This is a genomic window from Streptomyces sp. NPDC017993 (assembly GCF_044328065.1).
GTDB lineage: Bacteria > Actinomycetota > Actinomycetes > Streptomycetales > Streptomycetaceae > Streptomyces.
The window spans coordinates 474,334-499,942 of sequence record NZ_JBIRGO010000004.1; the positions used below are offsets into that span (position 1 = coordinate 474,334).

At 71.6% G+C, this 25,609-nt stretch carries 24 protein-coding genes; 6 read left to right on the forward strand and 18 right to left on the reverse strand.

Features of this window, described 5'->3' with window-relative positions; all coding sequences use genetic code 11:
• Positions 1-203: 203 nt before the first annotated feature.
• Entirely contained in the window at positions 204-983 is a 780-nt protein-coding gene (locus ACH4FH_RS09450; RefSeq protein ID WP_398555164.1) for an exodeoxyribonuclease III, read from the reverse strand.
• A 29-nt stretch (positions 984-1,012) separates the two neighbouring features.
• Entirely contained in the window at positions 1,013-1,651 is a 639-nt protein-coding gene (locus ACH4FH_RS09455) for an MBL fold metallo-hydrolase (RefSeq protein ID WP_398555165.1), read from the reverse strand.
• A 178-nt stretch (positions 1,652-1,829) separates the two neighbouring features.
• Here ACH4FH_RS09455 and ACH4FH_RS09460 point away from each other — a divergent pair, with 178 nt between their 5' ends.
• Positions 1,830-2,198, forward strand: a complete 369-nt coding sequence (locus ACH4FH_RS09460; protein ID WP_398555166.1) for an antibiotic biosynthesis monooxygenase family protein — start codon at positions 1,830-1,832, stop codon at positions 2,196-2,198.
• A 73-nt stretch (positions 2,199-2,271) separates the two neighbouring features.
• On the opposite strand, the gene pcaC is transcribed toward ACH4FH_RS09460, so the two are convergent.
• From pcaC to ACH4FH_RS09515, 11 genes are all read right to left on the reverse strand, one after another.
• Positions 2,272-3,555: a 4-carboxymuconolactone decarboxylase gene (pcaC, locus tag ACH4FH_RS09465; RefSeq protein WP_398555167.1), complete on the reverse strand. Its 1,284-nt coding sequence runs from the start codon at positions 3,553-3,555 to the stop codon at positions 2,272-2,274.
• A gap of 64 nt (positions 3,556-3,619) precedes the next feature.
• Positions 3,620-4,192 (reverse strand): hypothetical protein, encoded by a 573-nt coding sequence (locus ACH4FH_RS09470; protein WP_398555168.1) that lies wholly within the window; start codon positions 4,190-4,192, stop codon positions 3,620-3,622.
• Positions 4,189-5,310 carry an ROK family glucokinase gene (locus ACH4FH_RS09475; RefSeq protein WP_398555169.1) on the reverse strand — a complete coding sequence of 374 codons (1,122 nt, stop codon included), beginning with the start codon at positions 5,308-5,310 and terminating at the stop codon, positions 4,189-4,191. The genes ACH4FH_RS09470 and ACH4FH_RS09475 overlap by 4 nt, the downstream gene beginning before the upstream one ends.
• A gap of 207 nt (positions 5,311-5,517) precedes the next feature.
• Positions 5,518-6,360 carry an ATP-binding cassette domain-containing protein gene (locus tag ACH4FH_RS09480; RefSeq protein WP_398555170.1) on the reverse strand — a complete coding sequence of 281 codons (843 nt, stop codon included), beginning with the start codon at positions 6,358-6,360 and terminating at the stop codon, positions 5,518-5,520.
• Positions 6,357-7,430 (reverse strand): ABC transporter permease, encoded by a 1,074-nt coding sequence (locus ACH4FH_RS09485; RefSeq protein WP_398555171.1) that lies wholly within the window; start codon positions 7,428-7,430, stop codon positions 6,357-6,359. The genes ACH4FH_RS09480 and ACH4FH_RS09485 overlap by 4 nt, the downstream gene beginning before the upstream one ends.
• Positions 7,427-8,401, reverse strand: a complete 975-nt coding sequence (locus ACH4FH_RS09490) for a sugar ABC transporter substrate-binding protein (RefSeq protein WP_398555227.1) — start codon at positions 8,399-8,401, stop codon at positions 7,427-7,429. The genes ACH4FH_RS09485 and ACH4FH_RS09490 overlap by 4 nt, the downstream gene beginning before the upstream one ends.
• A gap of 900 nt (positions 8,402-9,301) precedes the next feature.
• On the reverse strand, positions 9,302-10,021 hold the full coding sequence (locus ACH4FH_RS09495) for a GntR family transcriptional regulator (protein WP_398555228.1): 720 nt from the start codon (positions 10,019-10,021) through the stop codon (positions 9,302-9,304).
• A gap of 595 nt (positions 10,022-10,616) precedes the next feature.
• Positions 10,617-11,072: a PaaI family thioesterase gene (locus ACH4FH_RS09500; RefSeq protein WP_398555172.1), complete on the reverse strand. Its 456-nt coding sequence runs from the start codon at positions 11,070-11,072 to the stop codon at positions 10,617-10,619.
• Between the two features lie 118 nt (positions 11,073-11,190).
• Positions 11,191-12,057, reverse strand: a complete 867-nt coding sequence (locus ACH4FH_RS09505; RefSeq protein WP_398555173.1) for a transporter substrate-binding domain-containing protein — start codon at positions 12,055-12,057, stop codon at positions 11,191-11,193.
• A gap of 308 nt (positions 12,058-12,365) precedes the next feature.
• Positions 12,366-13,034: a bifunctional 4-hydroxy-2-oxoglutarate aldolase/2-dehydro-3-deoxy-phosphogluconate aldolase gene (locus ACH4FH_RS09510; RefSeq protein ID WP_398555174.1), complete on the reverse strand. Its 669-nt coding sequence runs from the start codon at positions 13,032-13,034 to the stop codon at positions 12,366-12,368.
• 586 nt (positions 13,035-13,620) lie between these two features.
• Positions 13,621-14,088 carry a ribonuclease gene (locus ACH4FH_RS09515; protein WP_398555175.1) on the reverse strand — a complete coding sequence of 156 codons (468 nt, stop codon included), beginning with the start codon at positions 14,086-14,088 and terminating at the stop codon, positions 13,621-13,623.
• Between the two features lie 227 nt (positions 14,089-14,315).
• On the opposite strand from ACH4FH_RS09515, the gene ACH4FH_RS09520 reads away from it, so the two are divergent.
• From ACH4FH_RS09520 to ACH4FH_RS09535, 4 genes are all read left to right on the forward strand, one after another.
• Entirely contained in the window at positions 14,316-14,942 is a 627-nt protein-coding gene (locus tag ACH4FH_RS09520) for a helix-turn-helix domain-containing protein (protein ID WP_398555176.1), read from the forward strand.
• 65 nt (positions 14,943-15,007) lie between these two features.
• A complete protein-coding gene (locus ACH4FH_RS09525) occupies positions 15,008-15,187 on the forward strand; it encodes a DUF6126 family protein (RefSeq protein ID WP_398555177.1) in 180 nt (59 codons plus the stop codon).
• Positions 15,188-15,416: 229 nt separating this feature from the next.
• A complete protein-coding gene (locus ACH4FH_RS09530) occupies positions 15,417-18,095 on the forward strand; it encodes a beta-N-acetylglucosaminidase domain-containing protein (RefSeq protein WP_398555178.1) in 2,679 nt (892 codons plus the stop codon).
• A 213-nt stretch (positions 18,096-18,308) separates the two neighbouring features.
• A complete protein-coding gene (locus ACH4FH_RS09535) occupies positions 18,309-19,004 on the forward strand; it encodes a transcriptional regulator (protein WP_398555179.1) in 696 nt (231 codons plus the stop codon).
• Between the two features lie 151 nt (positions 19,005-19,155).
• On the opposite strand, the gene alc is transcribed toward ACH4FH_RS09535, so the two are convergent.
• The 4 genes from alc to ACH4FH_RS09555 form a co-directional block, all read right to left on the reverse strand.
• Positions 19,156-20,283: an allantoicase gene (alc, locus tag ACH4FH_RS09540; protein ID WP_398555180.1), complete on the reverse strand. Its 1,128-nt coding sequence runs from the start codon at positions 20,281-20,283 to the stop codon at positions 19,156-19,158.
• Complete coding sequence (allB, locus tag ACH4FH_RS09545; RefSeq protein ID WP_398555181.1) at positions 20,280-21,623, reverse strand: allantoinase AllB; 1,344 nt, start codon at positions 21,621-21,623, stop codon at positions 20,280-20,282. Before allB ends, alc begins: the two co-directional genes overlap by 4 nt.
• A gap of 141 nt (positions 21,624-21,764) precedes the next feature.
• Positions 21,765-23,303, reverse strand: coding sequence for an NCS1 family nucleobase:cation symporter-1 (locus ACH4FH_RS09550; protein WP_398555182.1), 1,539 nt, complete (start codon positions 23,301-23,303; stop codon positions 21,765-21,767).
• A gap of 65 nt (positions 23,304-23,368) precedes the next feature.
• Positions 23,369-24,142 (reverse strand): aspartate/glutamate racemase family protein, encoded by a 774-nt coding sequence (locus ACH4FH_RS09555; protein WP_398555183.1) that lies wholly within the window; start codon positions 24,140-24,142, stop codon positions 23,369-23,371.
• A gap of 269 nt (positions 24,143-24,411) precedes the next feature.
• Between ACH4FH_RS09555 and ACH4FH_RS09560 the strand changes: the two genes are divergently transcribed.
• A complete protein-coding gene (locus tag ACH4FH_RS09560; protein WP_398555184.1) occupies positions 24,412-25,215 on the forward strand; it encodes an IclR family transcriptional regulator in 804 nt (267 codons plus the stop codon).
• Between the two features lie 79 nt (positions 25,216-25,294).
• Here ACH4FH_RS09560 and ACH4FH_RS09565 read toward each other — a convergent pair whose 3' ends face one another.
• Positions 25,295-25,585, reverse strand: a complete 291-nt coding sequence (locus ACH4FH_RS09565; RefSeq protein WP_398555185.1) for a DUF5955 family protein — start codon at positions 25,583-25,585, stop codon at positions 25,295-25,297.
• Between the last annotated feature and the right edge of the window lie 24 nt (positions 25,586-25,609).

Here is a 25,609-nt window from a genome sequence, read left to right on the forward strand (position 1 = left end):
GGGGCGAAAGCAGGGCGGGTGCATCCGGCCGGCGGGAGTATGGCGGGACTGCTCGCGCCGGCACCTCGGAGGGCGCGTTTGCGGGCACGGGCGCCGGCCCGGTGAGCGAGCAGGTGGAAGATCGAGGCCACGCCGACCAGGGGCCGGCCTCCCCGTTGGTCGGCCTGCGGTGACACGTCCGTCACCGCAGGCTCGGACAGGCTCTAGACGTCCAGATCCACGACGACCGGCGCATGGTCCGACGCGCCCTTGCCCTTGCGCTCCTCGCGGTCGACATGGGCATCCGAGACGGCCTTGGCGAACGGGGCGTTGCCGTAGACCAGGTCGATCCGCATACCGCGGTTCTTGGGGAACGCGAGCTGGCGGTAGTCCCAGTAGGTGTACGGCCGGTCGTACTTCAAAGGGCGCGGCACGATGTCCGACAGGCCCGCCTCCCGCAGCCCGGCCAGCGCCGCGCGCTCGGCCGGCGTGACATGGGTGGCGCCCTCGAAGGCAGTGGGGTCCCAGACGTCCTCGTCGGTCGGTGCGACGTTGTAGTCGCCGAGGATCGCGAAGGGGCGGTCGCCCGCCGCGTCCTCGGCGACCGCCGCCTTCAGCGCCTCGAACCAGCTGAGCTTGTAGGCGTAGTGCGCATGGTCGACCTCCCGGCCGTTGGGGACATACACCGACCAGACACGGGCCGGGCCGCAGGTCGCGGAGATGGCGCGCGGCTCCTGCACGCCCTCGTACCCCGGGCCGTCGGTAAGGCCCAGGACGACGTCCTCCAGGCCGACCTTCGACAGCAGGGCCACGCCGTTCCACCTGCCGTCGGCGTTGACCGCGGCCTCGTAACCGAGGTCCCGCAGGGCCTCGCTCGGGAACTGCTCGGCCGAGCACTTGGTCTCCTGGATGCACAGCACGTCCGTGCCGGTGCGCTCCAGCCAGGCCAGCAGCCTCGGGAGGCGGGCGGTGATCGAATTGACGTTCCAGGTCGCGATGCGCATATCCGTAACCTACAGCGAGGGTCTGACAGTCAGCCCAGACCGGTGCGGGTGCCCGGGGTGAGACGGCCGTGGTCGGTGCCGCCCAGCTTGTCGATCATGGAGTCGTAGATCGGCCTCGCGTGGTCCTGGAGCAGGCTGTCGTGGATGTCGATGGCCCGCCGCGGCGCGACCTCGCGGACGTAGTCGATGATCTCGGCGACCTTGTTCCAGGGGGCGTGCACCGGCAGCAGCAGGGTGTCGACGCTGCGGCCCTGGGGCACGGTCAGCGCGTCGCCCGGGTGGAAGACCGAGCCGTCCAGCAGATAGCCGACGTTGGTGACACGCGGGATGTCGGGGTGGATGACGGCGTGCAGCTGGCCGTGCACCTCGACGTCGAAGCCGGCGGCGGAGAAGGTGTCGCCCTCACCCACCGTGTGCACCCGGCCGGGGAAGGCGGCCGACAGCTGGTCGGCGACGCTCGCCAGGGTCCAGATCTCGGCCGCGGGGTTGGCTTCCATGCCCGCCCGCAGCCGGCCCTCGTGAAAGTGGTCCGGGTGTTCATGGGTGACCATGATCGCGTCCGCGCCGACGGCCGCGTCCTCCTCACTGAACACACCCGGGTCGATGACGAGTGTCCGCCCGTCCTTCTCCAGCCGGACACAGGCATGGGTCTTCTTCGTGAGTTCCATACCTGCCATCTTGCCGCGCACGGCCGCCGGATCGCCGCCCGACGGCTCCACCCGTCACCGTCTCCCCGGGCGGACCGGGCCCCCACCGACGGGGCCAGGCCCCGTCGCTTCGCAGCAGCCGGTGCGTCCAACTCCCCCCTGCCGGTGAGCAGTTACCGGCCGCCTATAGGGTCGCCCCATGGTCATAGACAGCCGGCAGGCGACCCCGACGAACTCGTCCGTCACCTTCATCAACGTCTTCGAAGTAGCCGCGGAACACGTCGACGCGTTCGTCGCCCGGTGGGAGCAGCGGGCGGCGCTCATGAGCACCAAGCCGGGCTTTCTCGACACCCGGCTGCACCGCGCCCGTACGTCCGACAGCCGGTTCCAGCTCGTCAACGTGGCCCACTGGGAGAGCCAGGAGGCATGGGAGGCCGCCACCGCGGACCCCGGGTTCCGCGAGCGCACCCGCGCCGCGCGTGAGGATGAGCAGCTGCCGGTCACGGCGAACCCGAGCCTGTACGACGTCGCCGTCGAATTCACCGCCGAAGCGGCCGACGCGAGCTAGGCGCGCGAACCGCCCTCGGGCCGGCCCAGCCCCACCGGGCGGAGACGCCCCCGGCGTGTCCGCAAAGCCCTGCCTAGCCCTCCGGCGTGGTCTCTTCCCGTATCACCTGCTGGGCGACCCGGAAGGCGGAGTTCGCGGCCGGCACGCCGCAGTAGACCGCGGTGTGCAGCAGCACCTCCTTGATCTCCGACGGGGTGAGGCCGTTGCGCAGCGCGGCGCGGGTGTGCAGCGCCAGCTCCTCCTGGTGCCCCCGGGCGACCAGCGCGGTGAGCGTGATGACGCTGCGGGTGCGGCGGTCGAGACCGGGTCTGCTCCAGGTCTCGCCCCAGGCGTAGCGCGTGAGGAGGTCCTGGAAGTCGCCGGTGAAGTCGTCGGCCGCTGCCTCGACCCGGTCGACGTGGGCGTCGCCGAGCACCTCACGGCGGACCTTGATGCCCTGCTCGTACGTACCGCCGCGGACCTGGGCCGGCTGGGCGAGGCCGGACTCGATGGCGGCGGGCGGCGCCATCGGGGGCGGCGGGGGCGCGATCTGCGGCTTGGGGGCGGCGGCGCCTATGGCGGCCTGTCCTGCGGCGCCCGGCTTGTCGTTCCAGGCGGTGGTGAAGTGCCGGATGAGGAGGTCGGTGACGGCCGCGGGCTGCTCGACGGGCGCGAGGTGGGAGGTGCCCGGCACCAGCGCGAGGCCGGCGTCGGGTATGCCGGCGACCAGGGTGCGGGCGTCGGTGGTCGGCGTGACCTGGTCCTCGGAGCCGGCGACGACGAGCGTGGGCACGCCCACCCGGCTGAGCGAGGACCGCACGTCGTAGGAGGCCAGGGCCTCGCAGGAGGCGATGTAGCAGCCGGGGTCGGTGGTGCGCACCATCTGGACGGCCCACTCGACGATGGCGGGCTGGGCGCCCGCGAAGCCCGTGGTGAACCAGTGCTCGGGGGCGGTGCGGGCGATCGGGTCGAGCCCGTTCGTCCGGATCACCACACCGCGCTGGCGCCAGGCGTCGGCCGTGCCGTAGCGGGCGGAGGAGGACACCAGCGCGAGGGAGGTGACCCGGTGCGGGCGGGTGAGCGCCAGCTGGGTGCCGATCGCGCCGCCGATGGAACAGCCGGCGTAGCCGAAGCGGTCCACTCCCAGTGCGTCGAGGGTGGCGACCAGGCGGTCGGCCAGCTCGGCGATGGAGGAGGCGGGGTGGGCGGGCGAGCCGCCGTGACCGGGCAGGTCGAAACGGATGACGCGCCAGTGGCGGGTCAGTTCGGGGATCTGCCGGTCCCACATGTGCCAGGTGGTCCCGAGAGAGGCGCCCAGTACGAGTACGGGGGCGTCGTCGGGGCCGTCGATCCGGTGCTGCAGGGTCTTCTCGCTCACCCGACCACGCTACCGACACGGTGACGCGGTCCTGACACCCGGGTCAGGAAGATGCCGGAAAGAGTCAGAATTTGACGGTCGAGACGGTGTAGACCACCGGATGCCCCGGCTCGTCGAAGCTGACCATGATCCGCTGGGAGGGGTGCGGCGCCTTCTTCGGGTTGACCGCGCCGGCCCACTCCTCGTCGGTGGTGAAGTCCCAGCCCACCTGGGCCGCCTGCCCCGCCGGGATGGTGACCTTGCCCTTCTTGAGCGCGGCGGAGTCGGTGCCGACCTTCCTCAGATAGCGGTCGAGCCCACCGTCGTTGGTCCTGAACTGCACGAACAGCGAGCTGCTCTTCCACGAGTTGCTCTCGTAGTAGTAGACCGGGGTGGAGCCCTTCGGCACCGGCACGTCGTAGGTCCGCTGCTGGACGCGGGCGGGGAAGGCGTTGGTCAGGCCGGTGGCGGCGGCCTCCTGCTCCTTGTTCTCGCCGCTGTCGCGGCTCTGCTCGGCGGAGATGACGATGTAGCCGGCCGGGATGGCGATCAGCAGGAAGACGATCAGCGCGGACAGCACGGGGCGGCGGCGCTTGGCACGGGGCTGCGCGGCGGACTGGTGGTCGTCGTGCAGGGGCGGCAGGTCCGGGTCGGTCATCGGCGGCCGGACCGTTCATAGCGCTCGGAGCGCTCGACGCGGCGGCGGTTGGCGCGCCGGAAGCGGCGGGCGACCAGCCGGGCCAGGTCGGCGGCGCCGACCATACCGGCCTCGGGGCCGAGCTGGGCCTTGGCGATGCGGGCCTCCGGGCGGTATCCACGGCCGGTGAGATGGCGCCGGAAGGATTCCCTGGCCGGGCCGATCAGCAGGTCGTCGGCGGCGCTGACGCCACCGCCGATGACGAAGCAGGAGGGGTCGAGAGCGGCCGCGAGGTTGGCGATGCCGACGCCGAGCCACTGGCCGATGTCCTGGAGGAGTTCGACGCACATCGCGTCACCCTCCCGGGCCAGCTCGGTGATCAGCGGCCCGGTGATGTCGCCGATGCGCCCGCCGACCCGCTCGATGATGTTGTACGCGACCGGGGAGTCGGCGGCGGCCAGCTCGCGGGCCTCGCGGACCAGGGCGTTGCCGGAGCTGTACTGCTCCCAGCAGCCGCGGTTGCCGCAGGGGCAGCGGTGCCCGGCCGGGACGACCTGCATATGGCCGAACTCGCCGGCCACGCCGTACTTGCCGCGCTTGACCGCGCCGTCCTCCAGGATCGCGCCGCCGATGCCGGTACCGAGCGTGATCATGACGAGGTGGTCCTCACCGCGGCCGGCGCCGAACCGCCACTCCGCCCAGGCGGCGGTGTTGGCGTCGTTGTCGACCATGACCGGGACGGCGAGGCGGCCCGCCAGCCGGTCGCGCAGCGGTTCGTTGCGCCAGTTCAGATGTGGGGCGAACAGCACCTTGCTGCGGTCGGCGTCGACCCAGCCGGCCGCGCCGATGCCCACCGCGTGCACGTCGTGCCGGTCGGAGAGGTCCAGCACCAGCTCGGTGATGGTGTCCTCGACGACCTTGGGGCTCTTGGACTTGTCCGGCGTCTCGGTGCGGACCTTCTCCAGGATGACGCCGTCGGCGTCGACCACACCCGCCATGACCTTCGTGCCGCCGATGTCGATGCCGACGGTGGGCACGCGCGGTGCGGTCAGATGCGAGCGCCGCTCGCGGGTGCCCACCGTGCGCAGCACGGTGGCTCTGGCCGATCCCCGGTGGACCCGTTCCCGGTAGATGCTCATCGACCCACCTCATCGCCGTTACGGCTGCCGTTACGGTCGCGGCGGCTGCGTGCTCGCAAGAGTCGTCTCGTCCCTGCGGGGTCTCGGGAGGCCGGGGGCCTCGGCGTGCATGTTTCGGTGCGATTGTGCATCACGCGAACCATCCGGCGCACCGCGAGGTGAGCTGGGACGCCCCGCGGCGGGTGGCCCGCCGCGGGGCGCGGCCGCTCAGTCCGGCCGGTGGCCGCCGGGAAAACTCGGGGTCGCCGTGCGGGCCAGCTCGTGGCTGAGCTGTTCCAGTTCACTGCCGCCCGCCATTTGACGGGTCAGCTCCTCCAGGGCGATATCCGACTTGGCGTGGCTGCCGGCCATGGTGCCGCGCTTGAGGAGGACGAAGCGGTCGCCGACGAGGTAGGCGTGGTGCGGGTTGTGGGTGATCAACACCACGCCGAGGCCGGCGTCCCGGGCAGCCGCGACGTACTTCAGGACGACGCCGGACTGCTTGACGCCGAGCGCCGCCGTGGGCTCGTCGAGGACGAGGACCTTGGCGCCGAAGTAGACGGCACGGGCGATGGCGACGCACTGCCGCTCGCCGCCGGAGAGGGTGCCGATGGGCTGGTCGACGTCGCGCAGGTCGATGCCCATCCGCAGCAGTTCGCTACGGGTGGTCTCGCGCATGGTGCGGACGTCGAGCCGCTTGAAGGGGCCCACGCCCGTCGTCGGCTCCGAGCCGAGGAAGAAGTTGCGCCACACCGGCATCAGCGGGACGACCGCCAGGTCCTGGTAGACGGTGGCGATGCCCCGGTCCAGCGCCTCGCGGGGCGAGGAGAGCCGGGCCTCCTCCCCCTCGATGGTGAAGGAACCCGCGTCGTGCTGGTGCAGACCCGCGATGATCTTGATGAGGGTGGACTTGCCGGCGCCGTTGTCACCGAGCACGCAGGAGATCTCCCCCGCGTGGACCTCCAGCGACACGCCCTCCAGCGCCTTGATGTTCCCGTAGAACTTGCTGATGTCGGTCAGCTCCACCAGGGCGGGCTTCGCGTCCGGGGCGGTCTTGGTCAGGGCAGTCATGCTTTCTCCTCCGCCCGCTTGCGGACCCATGCGTTCAGGAGCGTGGCGAGCAGCAGCATCGCGCCGAGGAAGAACTTGTACCAGTCCGGGTTCCACTGCGCGTAGACGATGCCCTTGCTGGTCATGCCGAAGATGAAGGCGCCGACCGCGGCGCCGATCGCCGAGCCGAAACCGCCGGTCATCAGGCAGCCGCCGACCGCCGCCGCGATGATGTAGAGGAATTCGTTGCCGACGCCGTCACCGGACTGGATCGCGTCGTACGAGAACAACAGGTGCTGGCCGGAGACCCAGGCGGCGAAGGCGACGCCCATGTAGAGGCCGATCTTGGTCTTGGTGACCGGTACGCCGACCGCCCGCGCGGCGTCGGCGTTGCCGCCCACCGCGAAGATCCAGTTGCCGACGCGGGTCCGCAACAGAATCCAGGTGGCGGCGGCGACCAGCACGATCCACCACACGATGGTGATCTGGATGTCCACGTCGCCGATGGTCAGGTGCGAGGCGAAGAGCGCCCGGGCCGACTCGAAGCCCTCCATGTCGGCGATGGTCTTCGTCGAGACGGTGCCGCTGATCAGCTTGGTGAAGCCGAGGTTCAGGCCCGTCAGCATGAAGAAGGTGCCGAGGGTGATGAGGAAGCTCGGGAGTTTCGTCCGGGTCAGCAGGAAGCCGTTGAAGACCCCGATGGCGAGGGTGACCAGCAAGGACACCCCGACGCCCACCCAGGTGTTGGCGGTCATCTGGTAGCTGAACATGGACGAGATCAGCGCCGAGCTGACGACCATGACACCGGCCGACAGGTCGAACTCGCCGCCGATCATCAGCAGCGCCACCGGCACGGCCATGATGCCGATCGTCGAGGACGCGTAGAGCACGGTGGAGAGGCTGGACGCCCGCAGGAACGGTTCTGCGGCCACGGAGAAGAAGACGAAGACCGCGACGGCGCCGACGACCGAGCCCAGTTCGGGGCGACCCAGCAGGCGGCGCGCCGGCGAGCGGTGCACCAGCCGGTCGTCTGCCTTGCTCACCGCCGGCGGGCCCGCGGGCTCCCGGGGAGGAGCTTCGGCGCTGCTCATCGGGTACCCCGCTTCGTGTACTCCTGGAGCGCGGAGGCGTCCTTCTTGGTGATCACCTGGGGGCCAGTCAGCACCGGCTTGCCGCCGCCGAGGGCGTCGGAGTTGTACTTGTACAGCCACAGCAGGTCGACGGCCTCGTAGCCCTGGAGGTAGGGCTGCTGGTCGACGGCGAAGCCGAGGGAGCCGTCCTTGAGGCCGCTCGCGACCTGCGCGTTGAGGTCGAAGGTGTCGATCTCGGCCTTGCTGCCGGCCTGCTCCGCGGCCTTGACGGCGGTGGGGGCGAACGGCGCGCCGAGCGTGACGACGGAGTCGATGCCGCTGTCCGCCTGGAGCTTGGACTCGATGGCCGACTGCACGTCGGGCATGTTGGTGCCCTCGACGTAGAGCTTCTGGAGATCGCCCTTGAAGGTCTTGGCGGTGCCGTCGCAACGCTGCTCGTGACCGACGTTGCCCTGCTCGTGCAGGACGCACAGGGCCTTCTTCCGCCCCCGCTTGTTCAGTTCCTCGCCGACGGCCTCGCCGGCGACCTTCTCGTCCTGCCCGATGTGGCTGAGCGCGCCGAAGGCCTTGGACTCCTCGGCGCCGGAGTTCACCGTGATCACCGGTATGCCGGCCTTCCGGGCCTTGGCGACGACGTCCTTCATGGCGTTGGGCTTGGCCAGGGAGACGATCAGCCCGTCGACCTTCTGGTCGATGTAGGACTGCACGAGCTGGCTCTGCCGCTGGGCTTCCTTGTCGTGGCCGTAGAGGAACTTGATGTTGTCCTTGGCCGCTGCCTGCTCGGCACCGTTCTGCACGATGTCCCAGAAGGTGTCGCCGTCTCCGGAGTGGGTGACCATCGCGAAGGTCCACCTCGGAGTGTTCACGGCGGCCTTGCCACCGGCGGCCATCGCTGCCCGCTCGTCCTCGGCGCGCTTGCCGCCGGTGCTGCTGCATCCCGCCAGGGACGCCCCGAGCACCGCTGCCAGCACGGCGCTCACGACGCGTACCCGTCTCCGAATCCTTGCCACGAGGACTTGCCCTTCCCGCTGATGAACTGCTGTGTTGGCTGCGTGTGCGGTCGCGCACATCGGCGCCGGAGCTCCGGCCCCAACCGCGCAAGTATCCGTTACCGGTGATCTGTACCGGTTCATCGGGTCCCGTCTTCCATAGGGCTGCACCGGGCGCGACGACATGGCCGCACCGTGTCATCACGCCAGGTGTGCTTCGCCGGCTTCGGTAGGTCCTTGCCGCCGGCCGGGGCGGTTCCGGTGGACACCGGCTCGCCGCTGCCGAGGAGGCCGGACGCCGCGGTCCGCACCGCGCTGCCCGCCTGTCCCTCGGCCTTGACGGAGATCGCCGACGGCGGCTCTCCGAACGTGACCACCGCGTCGGCAGACGAGGGGGACACGCGGCCGCACCGCCCCGGCTCGGCCCGTCCGGCGCCCTCTTGAGCCGGGGCCCGGAGGGGCGTCACGTGGTCCATGACGGTGGCACCGCGGGCAGGGGCGGGCCGAGCCGTACGCACGCCGATCATCGTGGCACCGCCTTTGCTCCCGGCCGCCGGAATGCGGCTGGAGGAGTTCTAACGGCGCGCGCGGAGCCACGTCAATGGTTTGTCAGAACATTCTTACGCCGGGCCTGCGCAGAGCGGGACATCCCACCGCGATACGCCCTGGGGCGTGTCCGCGAAGCTCCGTCGTCCGCCCGTAGCGCGGGGCCCACGGCGTCTGGTGCACTGCGCTCGTTGCACTCGCTCCGTCTCGGCTCGGAGCCGCCCTCGGAAGCCGAGCACAATCGCGCGGCGGAGGGTCGCCCTCGTAGTGGTCTACGTGGACGATCCCGACAACGCAGCTGGGGGCATCCCTGGGGGGAGCGCGTGCGGATACGCCCTAGGGGCGGACGAGAAGCTGGAATTCGAAGGCGTAACGGGAGGCGCGGTAGACGTGCGAACCGAACTCGACGGCACGGCCGGTGTCGTCGAAGGTGGTCCGCTGCATGGTGAGGAGCGGTGCGCCCTCGGGTTCGTCGAGCCGCTCACCCTCCTCGGCGGTCGCGGCCCGCGCGCCGACGGCTTGCCGAGCGCTGTGCAGGGTGATGCCGGCCGACCGCATCAGGCGGTAGAGGCCGGTCTCCTCCAGCTCGGCGGTCTCCAGCCGGAGCAGCCCGGCGGGCAGATGGTTGCGCAGGTGCGCGACGGGCTCGCCGTGCGTCAGGCGCAGTCGCTCGACGAGCGCGACCTCCGCGCCCTCGGCGATGCCCAGCGCGGCGGCGACCTCGGCGTCAGCCGTGGTGGTGGTGTTGAGCAGGACGCGGGTGGCGGGCTTCTGCCCGGCCGCCTCCAGGTCGTCGTAGAGGCTGCTCAGCTCCAGCGGACGCTTGACCTGGCTGTGCACGACCTGGGTGCCGATGCCGCGACGGCGGACCAGTAGCCCCTTGTCGACCAGCGACTGGATCGCCTGGCGCACGGTGGGCCGGGACAGCCCGAGGCGGCCGGCCAGCTCGATCTCGTTGCCGAGCAGACTGCCGGGGGCGAGCTTGCCGTTCTCGATGGCGGCCTCCAGCTGCTGGGACAGCTGGAAATACAACGGGACCGGACTACTCCGGTCCACGCTGAACTGGACTGGGCTCTCGGCGCCCGCGGTAGCTGCTTCGCGTTTCCCCACGCTCGCGAGCGTAACCGGAGGCGCTGATGACGGGAAGTCCAGAGGTCACATTGTCCGGACAAGGGCGGGTGTGCGGGCTGCCCGTCCGCGTAGTGCGGTGGCCTGGCGCACCAGGGCAGCGTGACCCTCGGCCCGATCCGCGGAGGCGCCCGTCCCGGAAAAGCCGCATGTCGGGCGGACGGGCGAACGGCAGGCAGTGTGGTCACGGACGGAACGCTCGCCGCGCCGGCTGCCTGACCGCCTGATCGCCTGCTGCGGGGGCCGTGGAGCCCAGGAAGCTCGGTGCGGCGGGGCGCCGCAGACGACCGCAGGCCCGGTTGCCCGGTGGTCGACCGGTGTCCGTACGCCGCGTCGTCCCGACACGAGCGTCGAGGTGGACGAGGCGGCGGTGTACGTAGCTGTGCTCGCAGCGGCGGGCGCGAGCCGTCGCACTCTCGCTCGTACGCCCGGTGACGGGCCGCCGGACGCGGCACGTGACGGGCGCGTCCCGGCGACGGGAGCGGGCAGCGGGCGTCGGGAGCGGCGGCCCCGAAGGTCGACGTCAGCCGTCGGCCGGGCTGTTGAGCGGCATGACGGTCCCCTGGGCCACCGCGCACACGCGCTCCGCGCCGTCCGCGTCGATCACCGTCAGGTCGCAGCGGCAGACGGCCTGCCGGCGGCCCGCCTGGACGACCTCGGCGCGGGCGCGCAGGGTGCGCCCCCGGGCCGGGCGCAGATACTGGATCGAGAATCCGCCGGTGAGGACCGCGGGGCCCAGGGCCGTGGCGGCGGCGAAGGTGAGGGTGTTGTCCGCGGCGTAGGCGAGCACGCCGCCGTGCACGAAGCCGTGCTGTTGCAGGAGTTCCTCGCGGACGTCGATCTCCAGAGTCGCCCCGCCGGAACCGAATGCGGTGATCCGCGCGCGCACCAGCCTGCTGAACGGCTGGGAATCCAGGGCCTCCTGGGCCGCGCCCAGATCGAACGCCGTACTCTCCTTCTCCCTGTCCGCACCGGCCATCACGCCGCCCGCCTCTCTTCCGCAGGTACACCATGAGAGCCACGGCCGAGAAACCGCGGCACCGTCACGGGCCCGGCCGCACCGCCGACCGCCCCGGCCGTCCCCTCTCCCTCCAGGCTCACTTCATCCACGCGTCCTCGTACTTCCGGTACGTCCCGTCGTGCGTCGCGAGGTGCACCCACTGGTCCACGTACGCCCGGAACTCGGCGTCGCCGCGGGGCAGCGCGTAGGCCTTCTCGGAGAAGGTGAAGGGCTTGTCCGGGTGGACCGAGCAGAGCTCGGGGTGGATCTTGGCCTGGTAGCGGGTCTCACTGGCATCCGTCATCATCACGTCCGCGCGTCCCGCGACGATCTCGTCGAAGATCGTGGTGTTGTCCGGATGGACCTTGAGGGACGCCTGCTTGATGTGTGCGCGGGCGAACTGCTCGTTGGTGCCTCCGGGGTTGACGATGACGTCCGTCCCGGGCCGGTCGATCTGTTCCAGCGTCTGGTATTTGTCCTTGTCCTCACAGCGCACGATGGGAGTCTTGCCGTCCGTGCGGGTGGGCTCGCTGAAGGACACGGCCCGCGCGCGCGGAAGCGTGATCGAGACGCCGCCCATACCGATGTCGCAGCGGCCCGCCGTCAGGTCGCCGACGAGTTCGGCCCAGGTCGTGGCGACGTAACGCGGCTTGGCGTCCAGGCTCTTGGCGAGGTCCTCGGCCATCTCGATATCGACGCCGCTGTAGTCGCCTGACTTCGGGTCGAGGTGGGTGAAGGGCCGGTAGTCACCGGTGGTGCAGACGCGCAGCACACCGCGCCGCGGGACGCTGTCCAGGAGCGAGGCCGGTGGGCGGTGGCCCGCCGCGGCGCCGGCGGAGGCACCTGCGGATCCCGCCGCGGGCGCCGTACCGGGCGTCGGCGCGGGGGTGTCCGAGGAAGCCGGGGCGGCGGCGGTGACGGCCAGCAGGCAGGCGAGGGCGGACAGCGTGGCGGCGCGCTTCATGGTGGCTCCTGTACGCGGCGGGACGGCTGGACGCGGCGGGGCGCGATCCACGGTCGGCTCGGGCATGCGGTCGTCCGCCGTCAGCCGGCGGCACCGACGCGGCAAGATCACATGATCGAGAGCTCAGCGTGGCAGAGCCCATGGCCCAGGTGAAGACCATGACCGCCCGGCGAGACGGCCGCGGGGGCCGGACAGCCGGTCATCGCCGGGGACTTGACGGTCGGGAGGGAGCGCGGGCGCGGGACCTGGCGGCCAGGCGCTGCCCCGAAAGCCCCGCCCGCCGAGGCGAGCGGGGCGGGCAGGGGGCCTCAGTCCTCGTAGAGGTCGGCGGTGCCCCTGGTCGTCGGGCGGTCCGGAAGGGCGTCGGCCAGGCGGCTGAGGAGGTCGGCGGCGCGCTTGGCGACGGTGTCCCGGTCCCCCTCGGACAGGGCCGAGCCCATCCCGACCGCGACCGCGCCGGCCGCGATCCACTCCGGCGCGCTCTCGACCGTCACCCCACCCGTCGGCAGCAACGGGGCCTGCGGAAGCGCGGCGCGTACGTCCTTGACCCAGGAGGGGCCGTGGGCGGAGGCCGGGAACAGCTTGAGCGCGTCCGCACCGAGTTCCAGGGCGCGGACCATCTCGGTCGGCGTCGAGACCCCGGGGAAGACCGGGACGCCGTAGCGGTGGCCGGTGCGGATGACCTCGGCGTCCAGACTCGGCGAGACGAGGAAGCGGGCCCCGGCGTCCACCGCCATCCGGGCCGACACCGCGTCAAGGACCGTGCCCGCGCCGATGACGGCGTCGTCACCCAGCTCGCGGGTGAGGGTGGTGACCGCCTCCAGCGCGAAGGGCGTGGTCAGAGATATCTCCAGGCTGGTGATGCCCGCCGACAGCAGGGTGTCGGCCGTGGCGCTGGCCTCGTCGTAGGTCTTGCTGCGGACGACTGCGAAAACACGCTGCGCCAGTGCGGCCCGGGTGATCTCCCAGCGATACACGGCAGTTCGCCGTCCTTCCTTGTCTCCAACACTCCATGCCGCCTTGCCGTGACTCACGGCAGACGCAGCGCTTCCCGGAGGGGGACGGGACGGCGGACCACGGACCACCACATGATCCCTATGCCGCCGATGCCCCGCCCACTCCTCGTTTCTACCGAAACGCTACCGGGAACCTCCGACAATGCTCCCTCGGGGGTGCGCCCGGCGCACTCCTTCCGCCAAGTACGGGCAGACCGGGACCCGCGTGCACAGAGGGGCGCACGGGAAGCATGGGGGGCGCGGGGTATGCAGGGGGCGCGGGGCGGACGCTGAAGCCAGGCGGGGCCGGGCGAGGCGAGACGGTGCCGGGCCGGGTGCCGGGCCGGGCGCCGGGCCGGGCGCCGGGCCGGGGGAGCCGACCTGCGGGGCTACGGCCCACGGCCCTCGGCCCACGGCCCTCGGCCCACGGGGCCTACGGAAGCTCGCACGCGGGGCGGGCGGCCAGTTGATACGGACTCACCCCGGCCGGCGCGCGCCCGGCCCCCCGGACAGCGCAGCGGCGGCCGGGGTGCCCGTGCACCCCGGCCGCCGCGTGTCGTCCGCCGCGTCAGCAGCTGCGATCGACGAGGTCGAACGACTCGTAGTGGTCAGCGGTGTAGTAGTCCTCGTTCGTCTTCTCGCCGGCCACGATGCGCCGGGCGCCACGGTCGGGTGAGCCGGGGGTGACGACGGTGAACTCGTGGTAGTAGCCGGAACTCTGCTGCGGAAGGATGCCCTCGCGGTTGTCGAAGACCGTCCCGTCCTGCGGATAGGGGTAGGGCCCGCCCTTCTCGATCAGGTCCAGCGTGTCGTGGGCCTGGGAGGGCAGCTTGGAGTAGCAGATGTCGCCGACGGCGTTCACGTGCACGGGCGCGGCATGCACAGGCGCGGCGTACGCCGACGCGGTGTATGCCGTGGCCGATTGCGGCGTGGCGACGGTGGGCGTGGCGGCGACTGCGGCGCCCCCGCCCATGAGAAGGGCCGATGCGAGGGCGCCTGCGGCGCCGATCCTGGTGATCCGTGGGGGGATTCTCATGGCTCCAGAATGACGCGCGTAGACATGACCCTGTCAACCCAAGGGGCGGAAGTTTTCCGTGAGTTCACCGGTGCAGCGAGCAGCCGACGGCACCTCGGCACGCACCCGGCGGAGCGGAGACATTGGCCGGATCTGACATCCGGCGGTGATGGAGGGGGCCCCGGATCCGGCTTTGCCTGTGAGGCAAATCTTTTGCCTCACAGGCGAGCGCTCGCTATACCCGGTGTATGAGCGAAACCTCAGACGAGCCCGTCGCGGACCCGCCCGACGATCTGGCCACCGTCGCGCCACGCTTGCGTGACCTGCGACGACGCAGCGGGCTGACGCTGGAGGCGGCGGCCCGGCAGGTCGGGCTGTCACCGGCGCACCTGTCGCGGCTGGAGACCAACCGGCGGCAGCCGTCGCTCCCGATGCTGCTGGCACTCGCCCGTACGTACGGCACCACGGTATCCGACCTGCTCGGGGAGACCGCGCCCGAGCGGGACCCCATCGTGCGGGCCGGCCGCACCGAGCCGTCGGAGGCCGGCGGCTGGACGTACTGGACGGTGGGCGGCGCCGGTCGGGCGATGCAGGCCCTGCGCCTGCACGTGCCGCAGCGGGCGCAGGGCGACCTGGTGCGGGTGCATCCGGGCGAGGAGTGGCTGTACGTCCTCAAGGGACGGCTGCGGCTGGCGCTCGGCGAGGCGGTCCATGTGCTGGACCCCGGCGACGCGGCGCACTTCGACTCACTGACCCCGCACCGTATCGCCGGCGCCTCACCGGGCGGAACGGAGCTGCTGTTCGTGCACACCCTGCTGCAGAGCGGCGCCGCCGAGCTGTGCCTGGGTGACGCCGTACCGCGCCGCGGCGTGTGACACCGGGACGCCGGCCTCCGCGCCGGGTCCGTAGCACCGTTTCCGAGGGGAAGGACCCTACCGCCGTGCCCGATCAGACCCATCCCGCGTCCGGCGCGCCGGAGCCCCGGGGCGAACCCGCCCGCATCTATGTTGAGAACAAGCCACCTCGCGGGCTCTACGTCCGGGTGTTCATCTACGTCATCGCCACACACGTCCTGCTGGCGTTCATGAGTCTGCTGGTGGTCATCGCCAAGACGCGCTGAGCGGCGGGTTGCCGGCCCGCGCCAACCGGCACGGCGACCGTCAGCCGGCGAAGGTCTCGGATCTCCCCCCGGTCCGGCTCGCTTCGCCAACCTCCATCGACCCGGCGGGAAAGTCCATTGCTCCGCCCCGGCATCCGGGTGAAGCCTGCTTCCGCGCGCGGCACCGCGTCCCGCAGTCCGTCCGCACCGCACAGCAGGCCCCACCCGCTGCACCGAGGAGGACCGAAGGATGCACCGCACGCGTACCGCGGCCGCCACCGCGCTCGCCGTGGCCCTCGCCCTGATTCCCCTGACGGGCATGTCGGGGCCACCGGACAGGACGTCCGCCCCGGCCCCCGACCCCGCCCGGGACAGACCGGGTGCCGCAGGCTCCCTCTCCCCCACCCCGCAGTCCGTGCGGGCCCGGCACGACCGGGTCACCATCACCCGTACGGTCACCGTCGTCACCGGCCCGAAGACCGACGCGCCGGCGCTCGACCTCGTCGAGGCGTCGCTCAAGGACGCGGGCGCCGAGCAGGTCGTGCGCGCCGAGCGTGCCCTGGCCGGCGGGCAGCTGACCGTGTACGTGGACGGGCCGGCCGCGGCGCGGGCCCTGACGGAACTGGGCGCCGGAGAGACCGGCGAACTCCCCGCGCAGGGCTACGCGCTGGCTCTCGGCGAGGGCCGCATCGCCCTGGCAGGCAAGGACGCCACCGGCACGTACTACGCCGCCCAGTCGCTGCGCCAACTGCTGCCGCACCGCGACCGGCCCGGCGCCCGCGTCCTGGGCACCGCCGTACGCGACTGGCCCGCCACCCCCCTGCGCGGCGTCATCGAGGGCTTCTACGGCACTCCTTGGTCGCACCGGGCCCGCCTGGACCAGCTGGACTTCTACGCCGAGCACAAGATGAACATCTACGTCTACTCACCGAAGGACGACGCCTATCTGCGGGAGAAGTGGCGCGATCCCTACCCCGCGGACCGGCTGGCCGAGATCAAGGAGCTCGTGGACCGGGCGCGGGCCCGGCACGTCGAGTTCACCTACGCCCTCTCCCCCGGCCTGTCCGTCTGTTACAGCTCCGACGCCGACCTCGCGGCGCTGACCGAGAAGTTCCGCACGCTCTGGGACATCGGCGTACGGACCTTCGCGGTACCCCTGGACGACATCAGCTACACGGACTGGAACTGCGCAGCGGACAAGGACGCCTTCGGTACCGGAGGCGGTGCGGCGGGCACGGCGCAGGCGCACCTGCTCAACCGCGTCAACAAGGAGTTCATCGCGCGGCATCAGGGCGCCGAGCCGCTGCAGATGGTGCCCACCGAGTACTACGACGTGAAGCCGTCGCCGTACAAGAAGGCACTGGCCACGAAGCTCGACAAGGACGTGCTGGTGGAGTGGACGGGCGTGGGCGTGATCGCGCCCACGATGACCGTCGACCAGGCCAGGCAGGCCCGGGAGGTCTTCGGGCACCCGATCCTCACCTGGGACAACTATCCGGTCAACGACTATGTGACCAACCGACTGCTGCTCGGCCCGTTCAGCGGCCGGGAGAAGGGACTGCCGGCACAGCTGGCCGGCATCACCGCGAACCCGATGATCCAGCCCGCCGCGTCCAAGATCGCGCTGTACACGGTCGCGGACTACGCGTGGAACGACCGCGCCTACGACGCGCGGGCCTCCTGGGGCGCGGCGATCGAGGAGCTGGCCGGTGGCGACGCCCGCACCGCCCGCGCCCTGCGCGCCTTCGCCGATGCCCACTACTCCTCGTCCCTCAACCCCCGGCAGGCTCCCGAACTCGCCGCCGCCATCGCCGAGTTCGGTGAGACCGGGGACGCGCGACGGCTGGACGGGGCGCTGCGCACCCTGCGCGACGCCCCGGGCGTGCTGCGCGACCGGCTCCCGGACCGCGGTTTCGTGGCGGACAGCGAGCCATGGCTGGATGCGACACGGGCCTGGGGCACCGCGGCGCGTACGGCGCTCCGGCTGATCGAGGCGACACGGGCCGGGGACGACGCCACGGCCTGGCAACTACGCCAACGCCTACCGGCGTTGGTGAAGACCGCCACATCGTTCGTGTACGTCGATCTGACCGGCAAGAAGATCCCGGTGCTGGTCGCGGACGGAGTGCTGGACACCTTCGTCGAGAACGCGGTCGCCGCGCATGACAAGGCCCTGGGCCTCACCGGCAGGCCCACGGCATCGACGGATCTGGCCGTCCATCAGGACAACGCCGTCTCCCGCATGACCGACGGCGACGACAGCACCTACTTCTGGAGCGCCGCGGCACCCCGCTCCGGCTCCTCCGTGGGCCTGGACCTGCACGCCGAGCGTCCACTCGGCACCGTCACCCTGGCCATGGGAAAGAGCGGCAGCCCCGACGACTTCCTGCGGCACGGCGTCCTCGAATACTCCTCGGACCGGAAGAACTGGCAGAAGCTGGCCGCCTTCGACGGGACCGCGGAGGTGACGGCCGAGCCGCCGGCCGGCGCCACGGCACGGTACGTGCGCGCCCGTGCCACGCAGGGGCAGGACAACTGGCTGGTGGTGCGGGAGTTCACCGTCGAGGCGGTGGAGCGGGGCACGGTGACCGGCAACCCGCCGGCGGCGGACGGCAGCGCGCTGCGGTCGGCGGCGGACGGCGTGGCGGAGAGCGTCTACCGCGCGGCGCGGACTGCCCGGCCGGGCGACGCGCTGGAGTTCAGGCCCGCCGAGCCCAGGGCCGCCCGGTCCGTGGTGGTACTGCGACCGGAGGGAGCGGCCGGGGACGCACGGGTCGAGGTCCGCACGGCCGCCGGTGTACGGACGCTCGGCACGCTGTCCGGTGCGTACACCGCCCTCCCGACGGGCGACGGCGCGATCAAGGCGGTACGGCTCGTGTGGCGCGGCGGGTCGGCGACGCCGCAGGTGAACGAGGTGATTCTGCGCTGACCCGGGAGGACGGACCTGGGGGCGGGGCCCGGCTGACTGCCGTCTGGGCCTCGCCCCTGAAGGGCCCCGGAGTCGGCCCCCCATCCGGCCCGTCCGGTCCGGCGGCACGGCGCACCCGGATCGCGCGGCCTCGCGTCACACGCCCTGAGCCGCTGTCCTTCGCCCTACTGTGAGCCCTGGCCACCCTCGCACCCACCGCAGGAGACCGCCACCATGGCCCGACCCGCCGACACCGCCCGCCCGACGGCGGCCGCAGTCCTCGACGACGCCGTACGCGCCCTGGCCCCGGACACCGGCGCCAACCGGCTGGTCCCACAAATCGCGGCGGGGCAGGCGCCCCGCACGGTGTTCACCACCTTCGCCCTGGAACAGCACCAGGTCATCGCCGCCGACCGGCTCAGCTTCCAGCACCTGGCGCGCCGCGCCGACGCCGATCCGCCCGTGGCCGACTTCTTCGATCTGCTCGCCGAGGGCGAGGCCCTGGCTCTCAAGCAGCTGGCCGGCCTGGCCGATGCCTGTGAACTGACGGATCGGGAGATCTCCGCGTACGAGCCGCACCCCGGCTGCCAGGCGTACCCCTCCTACGCGGCGCGGCTGGCGCTCGGCGCGGAGCCGGCCGATGTGGTGATCGCGCTGAGCGCCAACTTCGCGGCCTGGGGCGCCTACTGCGGCACGGTCGCCGCCGCGATGCGCGAGCATTACGGCTTCCCGGACTCGGCCCTCGGCTTCTTCGCGTTCTTCACCGAGCCGGCCCCGGACGTGGCGGACCGGGCCCGTACCGCGCTCCAGCACGGCCTGGACACCGGACAGGCGCGTCCCGAGGCCGCGCACCGCTACGGGCGGCTCCTCCAGGCGTACGAGTTGATGTTCTGGCACTCCCTCACGGACGGTCCCGCGAGCCGTTCCTGACCGGTGGGCTCCCGGATCACGCGCCACCCGGACGACGGCGAGGCGCGGGGTTCCGGGAAGCGCCCGCTCGGGGAAGTGTGCGTTCCGGGAAGAGTGCGGGCACCCCCGGTACCGGGGGTGCCCGCACTGCGACGGTCGTTGCCGCCGGGGTTCAGCCGCCCCACTCCTGGTGGCGGGCGCGCAGCCGCCGCTCCCCCTCGTCGGTCAATGAACCGTGCAGCCGCAGCCTGGCGATCCCGCCGTCCGGGTAGATGTCGATCCGTACGTGGGTGACGGCCGGCGCGTCCGCCGGGAGCAGGAAACGGTGCACGGTGTCGGGCTGCAGTCGCGTACGGGGCAGCAGTTCGGTCCACTCACCGTCCGCTCCGTCCCGCCCGAGCAGCCCCGCCCAGCCGGCCGCGTTGCCCTTGAGGTAGCCGGTGTCGATCTCGACCGCGCGGAGCACGGCCTGCTCGGTGAGGCGGTAGCGCACCCAGTCGTTGCCGGAACCCCGGCGGCGCCGGGTCTCCCAGCCGTCGTCCATCTTGCGGGAGCGGCCCGGCTGGATGGTGTTGGTGGGCGAGGAGTAGAAGCGGTCCGAGGCGTCCTCGACCTGGCCGCCGTTCTCCAGCGCGGCGAGATCGAAGGTGCCCAGCGCGGCCAGCCACTCCGGCGCCGGGACGACCTCGCCGTGGACCCGCAGCCGGGCGACGCCGCCGTCGGGGTGCTGGTTGAGCCGCAGGTGGGTGAAGCGCCGCTCGATGTCGACGGCGAAGCCGTTGGCGGCGTGCCCGCCGACGGCCGTACGGGGCACGAGCGTGATCCACTCGATGTCGTCGTCGGCCAGGAGTTCCTCGGGTGAGGGAGAGCCGGCGACGCAGGCGCCTTCGACACTCACGGACTGCGGGTAGTTGCCGCGGAAGTGAGCGGTGTCGACGACGATGCCGCGGATCACGCCGGGCGCGCCGAGCCGGATCAGCGCCCAGTCGTGGTCCTCGTCCGTCGGGAAGGGGTGCGCGCCGTCCGCGCCGCGGCGGCGCCGGGTCTCCCAACCGTCCATGATCTTGCCCTTGTGGCCGAAGGCCTCGGGGTCGAAGTGGGCGGGCTCGGGCTTGAGGAGATTCTCGCGCTCGGCGAAGAACTCGTCGTTGGCGGCGGTCACGCCCGCCCCCAGCCGCCGGTCCGCGAGGTCGGCGAGGTGGGTGAAGGGGAAGTCGGCGGTGCGGTAGTCGGCGTACGGGTCGCCGCCCGCGTACGGCGCGGCGTCGCCGGTGAAACGAGGCAGGTCGGCGGTGGTCATGCGCGGTGCGGCCTTTCGAGGAGTTCGCCGGTGGGCTCGGCGAGCGTGGCACCGTCGTTGATCTGCCGGCCGCGCAGCCAGGTGGACCGCACGACGCCGTACAGCGTCTTCCCGGCGTACGCCGTGATCTTGTTGCGGTGCTGGAGGGCAGCCGGGTCGACGGTGAAGGTCTCCTCGGGCGCCAGGACCGCGAAGTCGGCGTCCCTACCGGGCTCGATGGCGCCCTTGTGGCCGAGACCGACCAGCGCCGCGGGGGCGGTGGCCATCCAGCGCACGACGTCGTCGACGGTGTGGCCGCGCTCGCGGGCCGCCGTCCAGATGGCCGGCAGACCGAGCTGGAGGGAGGAGATGCCGCCCCAGGCCGCGCCGAAGTCGGCGGTCTTGAGGTCGGCGGTGGAGGGCGAGTGGTCGGAGACGATGCAGTCGATCGTGCCGTCGGCCAGACCCTGCCACAGCGCGTCCTGGTTGGCGGACTCGCGGATCGGCGGGCAGCACTTGAACTCCGTCGCGCCGTCCGGGATCTCCTCGGCGGTCAGGGTCAGGAAGTGCGGGCACGACTCGACCGTGATCTTGACGCCCTCGGCCTTGGCGGCGGCGATCAGCGGCAGCGCGTCGCTGGAGGACAGGTGCAGTACGTGCACCCGCGCGTCGAGCCGCTTGGCGAGGGCGATCAGGCCGGCGATGGCGTCGTCCTCGCTGACCCGCGGACGGGAGGCCAGGAAGTCGGCGTACTTGGGGCCGTGCGGCTCCGGCGCCGCGTCGAGGTGGCCGGGGTCCTCGGCGTGCACGATCAGCAGACCGTCGAAGCCCGCGATCTCGCCGAGGGCGGCGGCCAGTTGCTCCTGGTCGAGCTGCGGGAACTCGTCCACGCCGGAGGGCGAAAGGAAGCACTTGAAGCCGAAGACCCCGGCGTCGAAGAGCGGGCGGAGGTCCTTGACGTTGCCGGGGATGGCGCCGCCCCAGAAGCCGACGTCGATGTGCGCCTTGCTGCGGGCGACCTCGCGCTTGATGTCGAGGTGGTCGACGGTGGTGGTGGGCGGGAGGCTGTTGAGCGGCATGTCCACGAGGGTGGTGATCCCGCCGGCCGCCGCCGCGCGGGTGGCCGTCCAAAAGCCCTCCCACTCGGTACGGCCGGGGTCGTTGACATGGACGTGGGTGTCCACCAGACCGGGCAGCAGGACATCGTCACCGAAGTCCTCGACCCGTGCCCCGGCGGGGACCTCGGCGTCGTGCGGCAGCACCGCCGCGATCTTCCCGTCCTGGACGGTGACGGACGCGGCACGCGTCCCCTGCGGGGTGACGACGCGCGTGGAGCGCAGCACCAGCTCTACCTCGGACACCGGGTCCCCTTCTCGATTCGTATCTTCATCGTCGCGTGATGGCGCGTGGGGCGCACGGCCGCCGATCAGCCGTGGAGCCCGCACGCGGAATCTCGGCTTCAACAGACTGTTGAAGCAGTCTTCACTCCGGACCTCACCCCGTCAAGACCCTTCGGCCGGCACCGGCCGGACGGCCGCCACGGGCGCCTCCGCGACCGCGGGCGTCTCCTCCACGATGCCCCTGACCTGCGAGGTGATGATGTCCTCCGGGACCGGGCCGGCATCGGCCGTCTCCCGTCCGCGGCGCGAGACCAGATGGTAGAGCCCGCCCGCCAGCCCCATTCCGAAGATCCACGAGAACGGTGCCAGCACACCGAAGGCGGGGACCAGGGCGAGCGCCGCGGACACCGCGGCGGCCGGCAGGAAGGCGACGACGGCCTTCGGGTTGTAGCCCTTTCGGTAGTAGTACTTGCCTTCCCGGTCGGCCGAGAAGAGCGCGTCCACGTCGATCCGGCCGCGCCGGATCAGGTAGTAGTCGACGAGCAGGATCGCGACCAGCGGACCGAGGAAGGCGCCGAGCGCCCCCAGGAAGTACTGGATCACCAGCGCCGAGGAGTACAGCTTCCACGGCATGACGACGATGGCCAGTACCGCCGTGATCATGCCGCCACGCTTGAAGTTCAGGTACTTCGGCGCCAGGTTGGCGAAGTCGTAGGCGGGCGAGACGAAGTTGGCGACGACGTTGATACCGATCGTCGCGATGATGAAGGACAGCGCGCCGATGACCGTCACGACCGGGTTGTCGATCTTCTCGATCACCTTCACCGGGTCGTGGATCGCCTCACCGAAGACCGAGATGGTGCCCGCCGTGACCAGTACGGCGACCACCGCGAAGGCGGTGAAGTTCACCGGCAGCCCGATCAGATTGCCGCGCCGGTAGGAACGGTGGTCGGGGGTGAAGCGGGCGAAGTCCGCGTAGTTGAGGACCAGGGTCAGGAAGGTGGCGACCGTGAGGCTGACCGCGATCAGGCTCTGCTCGACCTGTGCGGAGCCGCTCAGGCCGGTGAGGCTGCGGGTCAGCGAGATCCCGCCGTCCGCCTCGACCACGAGGTACACCGCGAGCGCCAGCACCACGAGCCAGACCACCGGGCCGGTCGCGAAGTCCTGGACCTTGCGGATGAATTCCATGCCGCGGGTCAGCAGGACGGCCTGCAGCCCCCACATCACCAGGAACGCGATCCACCCGAGGGTGGACAGGCCCAGCACCGAGTTGTGGTGGTAGACCTCCAGGCTCGGCACGATCTGCAGCGTCAGCAGGACCACCGCGGTCGAGGCGAGCCAGGTCTGGATGCCGTACCAGGCCACGGCCATGATGGCGCGCAGCAGCGCCGGGATATTGGCCCCGTAGACGCCCCAGCCGGCGCGCGCCAGCACCGGATAGGGCACGCCGGTGCGGTGGCCGGCGTGTCCCATCCGGTTCATCAGCCAGTAGACGATCGAGATGCCGACGAGCAGCGCGAGGAACACCTCCCAGGCCGGCAGACCCAGCACGAACAGGCTGGCGGCGAAGGCGTAGTTGCTGATCGCGTGGGTGTCGGACATCCACAGCGCGAAGATGCTGTACGTGCCCCATTTGCGCTCGGGAGCCGGTGCCAGGTCTTCGTTGTAGAGCCGCGGGTCCGGCTCCGGGGGGTTCGCCACAAGTCCTCCCAGGCAGGTGGGGTGGAGCTTCGGTTATCAGATGTCTGTTATCAGATGTCTGACGTCTAACGGGAAAAATTGGTGTGCCAGGGTGCGTCCACAACGCGCTCCGACGGAAGATGTGCGCTCAGCGGCCAGGAGCCGATCACCTTCGGGCGCGGCGGGGCGAAGCTCCGGTGCGCACTCGTGGTGAGGTCCAGGCCGACGATCGCCTCCGCGAACTTCACCGCGGCGGCCACGCCGTCCACCACGGGCACCCCGAGTGCCGCGGCGACCTTCTCCTGGAGTCCGGCCATGCCGCCGCAGCCCAGGCAGACCACCTCGGCGCCGGCCGCGACGACCTCGCGCGCGGTCTCGATGATCACCTCGACGGTGCGCGCCTCGTCCTGCTCCAGCTCCAGGACGCCCAGCCCGGTGCCGCGTACGGCGGCGCAGCGCTGGAGCAGGCCCGCGGTCAGCAGCCGGTCCTGGATCTGGGGTACGGCGCGGTCGAGCGTGGTGACGATGCCGTAGGCGTGGCCCAGCATCATCGCCATCTGGGCGGCGCTCTCGGTGATGTCCAGGACCGGGACGTCCAGGAGCTCTTGGGCGCCCTCCCTGCCCGGCTCGCCGAACCCGGCCATGACCAGCGCGTCGAAGGGCATGTCGAGCGTGGCGAGCCGGTCCAGCACGGCCGCGGCGCTGAGGTAGCCCTCGAAGTGCCCCTCGATCGATTCCGGGCCCCACAGGGGCTCGGTGGCGACGATCTCGGTGCCGGGCGCGGCGGCTTCGGTGGCGGTGGCGCGGATCGAGGCGGTCATGGAAGCCGTGGTGTTCGGGTTCATGACGAGAATGCGCATGACGCTCCAGCGATTTGGAGGATTCCACAGAATGGACAGTAGGTTTCGCGCAGCAGAACGTAGCTACGGCCACTGGCACCGTCAAGGGATCGCGACTAACGGGTTGCCGCTCGCTGACTCCGGGTCGCTGACCGGCGGGAACGAGTGTGCGAGAGTCAGTGTGTCCGCGGAAGGGGACCGGTAGGCTGCTCCGGTCGGGCCCGGCGCCCGCAAAGCCCAGGGCACGACCCAGCCGAGACCGATCCGCCCCGCCCCGAAAGGAACGCGACGTGCCGCCGTCCAGCGCCAGCACATCCGCCGCCGAAGCCAAGCCCGCAGGCGCCAGCGGCGGCGTCCAGTCCCTCGAGCGCGCCTTCGACCTGCTGGAGCGGATGGCAGACGCCGGCGGCGAGGTCGGCCTGAGCGAGCTCTCCGGCAGCAGCGGGCTCCCGCTCCCCACCATCCACCGCCTGATGCGCACGCTCGTGGCCTGCGGCTACGTCCGCCAGCAGCCCAACCGCCGGTACGCCCTCGGCCCCCGCCTGATCCGTCTGGGCGAGAGCGCGTCGCGGCTGCTCGGCACCTGGGCGCGGCCGTTCCTGGCCCGCCTGGTCGAGGAGACCGGCGAGACCGCCAACATGGCACTGCTCGACGGCGACGAGATCGTCTATGTCGCCCAGGTGCCGTCCCGGCACGCGGTGCGGATGTTCACCGAGGTCGGCCGGCGCGTGCTGCCGCACTCCACCGGCGTGGGCAAGGCGCTCCTGGCCAACCATCCGCCCGAGGAGGTCCGCGCGCTCCTCGGCCGTACGGGCATGCCGGCGGCCACCGAGAAGACGATCACCGACCCGGACGCCTTCCTCGCCTCGCTCGCCGATGTCCGCCGACTCGGCTACGCCGTCGACGACAACGAGCAGGAGATCGGCGTCCGCTGCTTCGCGGTACCGGTGCCCAACTCCCCCACCTCCGCGGCGATCTCCATCTCTGGCCCGACCGGCCGGGTGACGGAGGCGTCGACGGACAAGATCGTGCCGGTGCTCCAGGACGTCGCGGCGCAGCTGTCCGTCGCACTCGCCAACCAGTCGCCGGCCTAGAGCAGCGCTCAGCCGTAGCGAAAAACCGCCGGGCCGGGAGGCGTACGCCCCCGGCCCGCGGCCTTTCCCGCGCCTGGGTTCACCAGCTGCGCGGCAGCTCCCCGAAGCGGTCGATGCCCTCCCGGACCTCGGTCAGCGCGGGCGAGAGGGCACTGACCGAGCCGACCGCCCCGGCGATCAGCAGCAGCGACCGGCGCAACCTGGGCACCTCGGGCATGCCGTGGCTCACCATCGCGTCCAGTGCGGCCAGTTCGTCATCGGCAGCCGCCCGATCGGGTAACTCCCCTGGAAGTACGGCCAGTTGGCGGCGCAGGCGGGACACCGCACCGCGCAGCTCCTCGACCCGTGGGTCATCCTCGACCCCGGTCACTCGCCTCTGCCTCTGTTCCACAAC

What these genes read in the sequence shown, in the direction of transcription:
- ACH4FH_RS09555 (WP_398555183.1), bottom strand. Translation starts at nt 24,142, where the DNA reads ATGCGCATTCTCGTCATGAACCCGAACACCACGGCTTCCATGACCGCC.
- ACH4FH_RS09535 (WP_398555179.1), top strand. Translation starts at nt 18,309, where the DNA reads ATGGCCCGACCCGCCGACACCGCCCGCCCGACGGCGGCCGCAGTCCTC.
- ACH4FH_RS09505 (WP_398555173.1), bottom strand. Translation starts at nt 12,057, where the DNA reads ATGAAGCGCGCCGCCACGCTGTCCGCCCTCGCCTGCCTGCTGGCCGTC.
- ACH4FH_RS09515 (WP_398555175.1), bottom strand. Translation starts at nt 14,088, where the DNA reads ATGAGAATCCCCCCACGGATCACCAGGATCGGCGCCGCAGGCGCCCTC.
- ACH4FH_RS09475 (WP_398555169.1), bottom strand. Translation starts at nt 5,310, where the DNA reads ATGAGCATCTACCGGGAACGGGTCCACCGGGGATCGGCCAGAGCCACC.
- ACH4FH_RS09530 (WP_398555178.1), top strand. Translation starts at nt 15,417, where the DNA reads ATGCACCGCACGCGTACCGCGGCCGCCACCGCGCTCGCCGTGGCCCTC.
- ACH4FH_RS09450 (WP_398555164.1), bottom strand. Translation starts at nt 983, where the DNA reads ATGCGCATCGCGACCTGGAACGTCAATTCGATCACCGCCCGCCTCCCG.
- ACH4FH_RS09470 (WP_398555168.1), bottom strand. Translation starts at nt 4,192, where the DNA reads ATGACCGACCCGGACCTGCCGCCCCTGCACGACGACCACCAGTCCGCC.
- ACH4FH_RS09480 (WP_398555170.1), bottom strand. Translation starts at nt 6,360, where the DNA reads ATGACTGCCCTGACCAAGACCGCCCCGGACGCGAAGCCCGCCCTGGTG.
- alc (WP_398555180.1), bottom strand. Translation starts at nt 20,283, where the DNA reads ATGACCACCGCCGACCTGCCTCGTTTCACCGGCGACGCCGCGCCGTAC.
- ACH4FH_RS09500 (WP_398555172.1), bottom strand. Translation starts at nt 11,072, where the DNA reads ATGGCCGGTGCGGACAGGGAGAAGGAGAGTACGGCGTTCGATCTGGGC.
- ACH4FH_RS09485 (WP_398555171.1), bottom strand. Translation starts at nt 7,430, where the DNA reads ATGAGCAGCGCCGAAGCTCCTCCCCGGGAGCCCGCGGGCCCGCCGGCG.
- ACH4FH_RS09460 (WP_398555166.1), top strand. Translation starts at nt 1,830, where the DNA reads ATGGTCATAGACAGCCGGCAGGCGACCCCGACGAACTCGTCCGTCACC.
- ACH4FH_RS09520 (WP_398555176.1), top strand. Translation starts at nt 14,316, where the DNA reads ATGAGCGAAACCTCAGACGAGCCCGTCGCGGACCCGCCCGACGATCTG.
- ACH4FH_RS09455 (WP_398555165.1), bottom strand. Translation starts at nt 1,651, where the DNA reads ATGGAACTCACGAAGAAGACCCATGCCTGTGTCCGGCTGGAGAAGGAC.